This window comes from Capnocytophaga sp. oral taxon 326 str. F0382 (genome assembly GCF_000318295.1).
GTDB classification, from domain to species: domain Bacteria; phylum Bacteroidota; class Bacteroidia; order Flavobacteriales; family Flavobacteriaceae; genus Capnocytophaga; species Capnocytophaga periodontitidis.
In genome coordinates, this window is the sequence record NZ_KB291384.1 from 1 (window position 1) to 6,180 (window position 6,180).

The window sequence follows — 6,180 nt, forward strand, 5'->3', positions numbered from 1 at the left end:
TCAAATTTTGTAGTTTTGCGATTGATAACAACCTCAATCTTTTAAAGGTTTTAGTATCAATCGGTTTTGCTTAAAAACAGTACTGAAAAACCTCCTCTTTTGCCTTTGCTCATAAGGCAGAAGAGGAGGTTTTACTTTTCTATTCTTCTTAAAAAAGCTCTAATTGCACATAGGTTTCGGGAGCTGCTGTTTCTCTCTGACAGTAAAAGAACTCCATATCGCCAAACTGCTTGTCGGTTAGGCACATAATAGCTATATTGCCATACTGAGGTAAGTTTTGTTTTACACGATTGATATGCACTTGGGCATTCTCTCTACTGGGGCAATGCCTTATGTACATCGAAAACTGAAAGAGCGTAAAGCCGTCCTTTATAAGTTTATCACGAAAGTTCTGTGCTTCTTTACGCATCTTCTTCGTTTCTGTTGGCAAATCGTATAATACTAATACCCACATAATTCTATAAGCATTATATCGTTCGGCTATGATCATAATTCAGGATAAGCTATCAATCGCTTTTCACCAGTATAGCATTTGTATAAAGAAGAAGCTGTGTTCTTTACGGCGACTATCAAGGGGTGGATATTCTTTTCTATCTGTACATCACGGGTTGCCATCTGCAGTATATGAGCTTTACTTTCTTTGTTGAGTTCTTCTACTTCAGGATGTGCTGTGAGCCATTCCATTACCAATAAATCTACTATGGGGCGGTAGGGTTCCATTATATCACTCGCCAAACAATAGGGGTTGTACTTATTGCGATGGAAAATTCCTAATACTAATAGTAAACCTGTATCTACCAATGCGCGGGCTACGATACTGAGCAAAACTCCATATCCAAAATTGAAAAACTGATTAGGATACTCACCAAATCGATCTCTTAGAAAATCATAATCGATAAGGTACTTCCAATAATGTTGAGCAGCAATGCCTTCCATATTGGTTGTATCGCCCGATTTTACTTCTTTTAGATAGTCGTACATCGGGTCGGCATACTTTCCTAAATGTTCTAATACCTTAGCTTGGTTCTGAATTTTGCATTCCACAGTTTGCTTCCAAAGTTGTTTTTTAAGAGGTTCGCTCACTTCCAACTGTGTTTTCACCCGTTCGGAATATTGAGTATTTCCACTAAAAGGAAGCATTGCTCCTAAGGGTAAGTGTTTTTCATCACAGCTGATAAGCACCACATTGTTCTTCATCAACTCTTGCAATAACTGATGTGAAACAGTAATTTGATAATGGTCAAGCATCAGCAAACCCAAATCTTCAATAGGTACACTCCCTTTTACAGTTTGGGTAGTGGGGTCTGTTATTTTGAGTTGCTTATCTTTCAACTTCAAATGGGTAGGATTGCCGATGTAAATAGAACGGTATAACATAGTTTAAAGGGTGTTTATTGGTTTTTAAAAAGATTTCTATGCTTTGGTGATGTTTCCTAGGCGGTCTACTTTTAGTTTGATACAGACCTCTTTTATCATTGTTCCTAGAATATCTCTCTCCATTTTATTCAATGGTGAATATTCCATTTTATTTACAATAGGGGTTGCTACTGCTTCTTGTACAAAAAAACACTGATTTCCTGTAAAACTCACTGTTTTATAAATTCTTTCTTTCTGTTCTTTGCTGAGATTATTAAAATCTATTGTCTCTGCGATTTCTCCTTCCATAGGCACATATACCAAATCGTTAGGCGAAAGACTAAACAACAATGGTTCTCCTTTTTCATTGCGCTCAGGGACAGAAGGAAGTCCTTGTTTTTGTCGTTCAATTACTTCGTTGAGAGGGATCGTTGCATACGAGCGTTTTTCTTTGCCTTGATATACTCCAAAAAAGAGGTTTGTTCCTTTGGCGGCTTCTACAAATTTGGTAGCTTTAGCACCCGTTTCTCCCAGCGGAAATTTACTTCCTTCCTCAAAAATACGCACTTTATAAATGGGCTGATGTTTCTTGCCATCGTTATATTGAGCGATATTTTTGTTGAGTTCTTCTAATCCTTCTGCTGAAAAAGCAACTTCGGGGCTTCCTTTATAGTTGAGATAGTTGAGTAATATTTTCTGAATACCCGTATCGGTAATACTACTGATAATCTTTTCTGTAAAAGTTATATCTACTTCTTTTCGCGTAGCTGTAAGTATTTTATCTTTACCTATTTTTCTATCCAAAACAATTTTACCTGAAACCGTTTCTTTGTGTAAAGGTTTTCTGATAGCCCAATTAGTTCCCTCTTGTTTTACTTTCTTTTTTACAAGTACACCATTTTTCTCTTCCCATTTTTCATAATAATTGGTAGCTTTATTAATCACTCTTAGGTTTTGTTTAAAACTCACTACTATATGTTCGAGGGCTTCTTTGGTTTCTTGAGTGAAAGTACTCCAAGGTTTCTTGAACTGCCAGTTATTATTCTTTTTCTCACAGAGGATAGTGCGAAGGTCTATGCGAGATTGTTGTTTTTCTTTTTTATCCTTATTCTTATCCAATGCGTGTTGGTTATTCATATAATTGATGTGCTCTCTCGTAGCACAAGCAATCACTAAGGCGTCCATAGCGTGATGACGGTGGTCTATGCGTTTCTTTTGAAAACCTTGGCTGTATTCTATTGGAACAGTAGGGAGATTTTTTTGAAATCTGTCGTTATATGAGGTAAATAGCTGTGTTTGGGTAAGCTGGTTCATTCGCTCAAAACGAGGAAGTATAAGCTCATTCCACACATCATTAAGTCCCCAATCTTGTTTGAGAGCGGTGGTAATTTTTCCTGTACAAGGTATTACATTTTTAGAGTTTACGCCCTCATCTTTTTCATCTGAACGCACTATTTTAGAAAGTATTTCAGAAATATACTTGCTGATGTAACGCGTGTCATTCAGCTGGCGAGCGACCATTTTTTCAGGTATCTCATTCAAAAGAAGCTTTTGCTGTTTAGCTGAATTGTTAGCGTAATGTTTTTTCACAAACTCTTTGTATTGCTCTTCTGTGAAGATAGTAACTTCTTTATTACCTGTTATGCGCACCTTCTCACCGTGGTGATTCTGGATAAATTCCAATCCTAATTGATTTGTTTTTAGCTTATTTACAGCCGATTCACATATTACCTTATTGGATAAACTATCATCGTAATAACGGCTTTGCGGAATAATATGTTCTATTTCATACTCCTCAGTAAATAGTTTTGTAAGTGAAATCACCTCTCCCGTATAAGGCGATTTGTATTTTTGTTCCAACCAGAGCTTGTAGCGTTGTATCTCAGGGGTGGTAGGTTCAGCTTTTTTGCGGATTTTCTGAATATCTTCCTCTACTTGATCTGTACTACTGAACACACCTTCTTCATAGATTTTAAGCAGTTCTTGCTGTACAGGCGAATACGGACGCACGTTTTGTATGCTTGCATCTTCTTTTAATTCGGCAAGTAATTTCTTAATGCGTAGGTTGGTATTTTCATTCTCTTGATTTCTATTGGAAAGTTGTTTTCTTTCTTCGGCTGTTTTTTTGAGTTCTCTACCCAGTTCTATGTGTATTTCATCAAAGAAATTCGCTTGTCCCCCGCCGTATTGTTGCCAAATATCTCTTACTACGCGTAAAGTTTCGGTAACTACTTGCTCTACTATAGGGTTTCTAAGAGAGTGTTGTTTGAAATCTTCTAAATATGTTTCTAAATCACTCACTGAAGTCCATTTTTCTATATCAGTAGCTTCAGCGTGACGGTTATAGACTACATACTGTGCCAACCAAAGCGGTAACCCCTGAAAGCAACTCTCACTATTGAGCTGATACTTCTCTGCTTTTTCTCTAATGATGGTACGGATTTCGTCATTTGCTACTCCATTGATAAGGTCGTCTATACGTTTTTGAGTAGATACATCAATGCGATTAAAGTCCCAATGATTGCCAAATCGCATTAGAGGAAGCAATTTTTTAATAGCTTTTTCTGAGAAACTACCATATTCATTAGGATAGGGTTTGAAGTTCTTGAAACTATCTACAAACGATGCTTCGTCTAATTGATATTCCTGAGCAAATTTCTTTAATGCTTTTTCAAATTCAACTTTGTCCTTCACCGAATATAACAAATGCCACAATCGATATGTTATATCAAAGGTTAGAAAATTAGCAGGGAGTCCTTCTACTTTTTGCAAATACCGCTGAAGGTCATAGCCTGTTTCATTCATAGGGTATTTTTTGGAAGAGTTATCCGCCGCATCATACACATAGTTCCAGCGATAAGTAGTGAGCCATTTTTTAAGCTCACTTTTAGCTACTTTATCTTTAATTTGAGGATTTTTTGCAAACAAAAAGTATTTCAGTAAACCTTCGTTATCTATTTCTTTTTGAGACATCAAGAAGTTGAAGAGAGCCTCATAGTCTTCGGCTGTTTCGATAAACTCAGCAGTTACCTCACGGTCGGTTTCTATTTCGTAAATTCTCAAGTTTTGCAGCCATTGTAACACTCTAAACTCTTGGTAGTAAGGATTAGATTTGGCACATACTTTTATAAAAGTGTCTTTGCGCTCATTAGTTTCCTTATCTATATACGAACGTTTTTCTAAGGTACAATTGGCAATAGTAGATTTTTTGCTACGCAATGGGCGTTGGTAGAAAATGATATCTTCTACAAACAGATGAAGGAAATCTTTTGATAGTAGATTTTGCTGTTGTGTCTCGTTTTTGCGGTATAATTCTCTTATACAGTCCGCCAATAGGGTTTCAGTGAACAATTCTGGTTGAAGAGCTATTTGTTTAGCCAAAATAGCCTTTAGTTCGTCTTTATAGTACTTTCTTTCAATAGTACGAACTAATTTTCCTTTTATTTTCTGATTAGGGTTTTGCAACAAATGGTCGTAGATATAAGCACCTACAGTTTTTCCAGAAAAATCAATATCGTGCTCTGTTTTCTTTTTGAGTAAATTCCAATCATTTTCGTCAGGAGCTCTGAAGGAACGCTTTTCTTTTCCCTCTTTGTCTACTTTAATCGTGCCATCATCATTAAGATCGGTAGTAACAATGAAATCACGCGTTTTTCCCTTCCAGTCGTCCAATGGAATTTTACTCGTGCGACGGTATATCCAACCATTTTCTAAACGGATTGTATACCAAATCTCTCCTTTTTTATTAGGGGCTTCAGCCTCTACATCTACAACTTTTAAGGAGTGAAAAGCAACTTCCTTGTTAGGGTTTTCTGTTTCTTCTTCGCCACGCAACTGATAGTACCCTCTTTTTTGATTGAAGTGAAGTATAAGCCAAGCCAATTCTTGTTGGGTAATCTTTTGCGAAAGGACTTTTTTGCGCAGGTAATAAATTGTCCAATCATAAGGAATTTTACTCTCTTCGCCATTAGATTTCTTGTAAAATAACTGAGGTTGGTATTTTTTGAAATCCTCAATCATCTCATTGAAACTATTCATAAAGATAAAATTCCCATTGTTATAAGCTATTTTGGGTTCAGCATTATCTATAAATTTACCATATCTTTTGGTAAAGTCTATTTGAGCATCATAGTGAGGAGGTAAAAAACCTAATATGTGAAGTACTCTATGAAGTCGCTCACGGCGAAGTAAATGCCGTTCTCTCAGACGACGCATACTGCGATAAGTAGTTCTTTCGGCAGTTTGAGAAACTGTATTTCCCTTCTCAAAGTCACCTAATATACCCTGATCCATAGGGATAATCCTACTACCAGTAGCAATAATTTTTCCTTGTTTGTTTTCAAAATCTTGTTCCACAAAAGCCCAACCGATAGAGTTTGAGCCCAAATCTAAGCCTAATATACGTTTCATTCTTTTTATATTTTGGTGAGGCAAAGATAATAAAAAAAGAAATAAAAATAAAAAATATTAAGAAAAATTTGCTTATAAAAAATATTACACTTACCTTTGTCGCAGAATTTGAAAGCAATTCACAATAAGGATTATTCCGTTGTGAAAACATTTAAAGGAGCCCTATTCTAGTGATAGGGTTCTTTTTATTTTTAGAATGTAGGAGGAAATCGGACGGGGCAGACGAGTCAAGTCAAACAAGGTTGATTGGGAAGAAAGAGGTGATGGAATGTATAGAATTGATAGGGAGAATGGAATCTAGTTTGTTGGGAAGGAGTAATGGTGAGGAGCTGTGATGAGATTTGATAAAATGATGATATAATAAAAAAAGAGCAATTCTTTATCAGAATTGCTCTTTATAAGAAGGCGGCGACA

At 36.3% G+C, this 6,180-nt stretch carries 3 protein-coding genes; all 3 read right to left on the minus strand.

Annotated features, from left to right (window positions below; translation table 11 throughout):
- Positions 1-148: 148 nt before the first annotated feature.
- From cas2 to cas9, 3 genes are read right to left on the minus strand one after another with little or no spacing between them, the layout of a single operon-like run.
- Positions 149-490, minus strand: coding sequence for a CRISPR-associated endonuclease Cas2 (gene cas2 / locus HMPREF9073_RS03805; RefSeq protein ID WP_009412677.1), 342 nt, complete (start codon positions 488-490; stop codon positions 149-151).
- Positions 487-1,377 (minus strand): type II CRISPR-associated endonuclease Cas1, encoded by an 891-nt coding sequence (gene cas1 / locus HMPREF9073_RS03810; protein WP_009412678.1) that lies wholly within the window; start codon positions 1,375-1,377, stop codon positions 487-489. Before cas1 ends, cas2 begins: the two co-directional genes overlap by 4 nt.
- A gap of 36 nt (positions 1,378-1,413) precedes the next feature.
- Positions 1,414-5,766: a type II CRISPR RNA-guided endonuclease Cas9 gene (gene cas9 / locus HMPREF9073_RS03815; protein WP_009412679.1), complete on the minus strand. Its 4,353-nt coding sequence runs from the start codon at positions 5,764-5,766 to the stop codon at positions 1,414-1,416.
- Positions 5,767-6,180: the final 414 nt, after the last annotated feature.

Coding starts and splice junctions, on each gene's coding strand:
- cas2 (WP_009412677.1), bottom strand. CDS start 490: ATGATCATAGCCGAACGATATAATGCTTATAGAATTATGTGGGTATTA.
- cas1 (WP_009412678.1), bottom strand. CDS start 1,377: ATGTTATACCGTTCTATTTACATCGGCAATCCTACCCATTTGAAGTTG.
- cas9 (WP_009412679.1), bottom strand. CDS start 5,766: ATGAAACGTATATTAGGCTTAGATTTGGGCTCAAACTCTATCGGTTGG.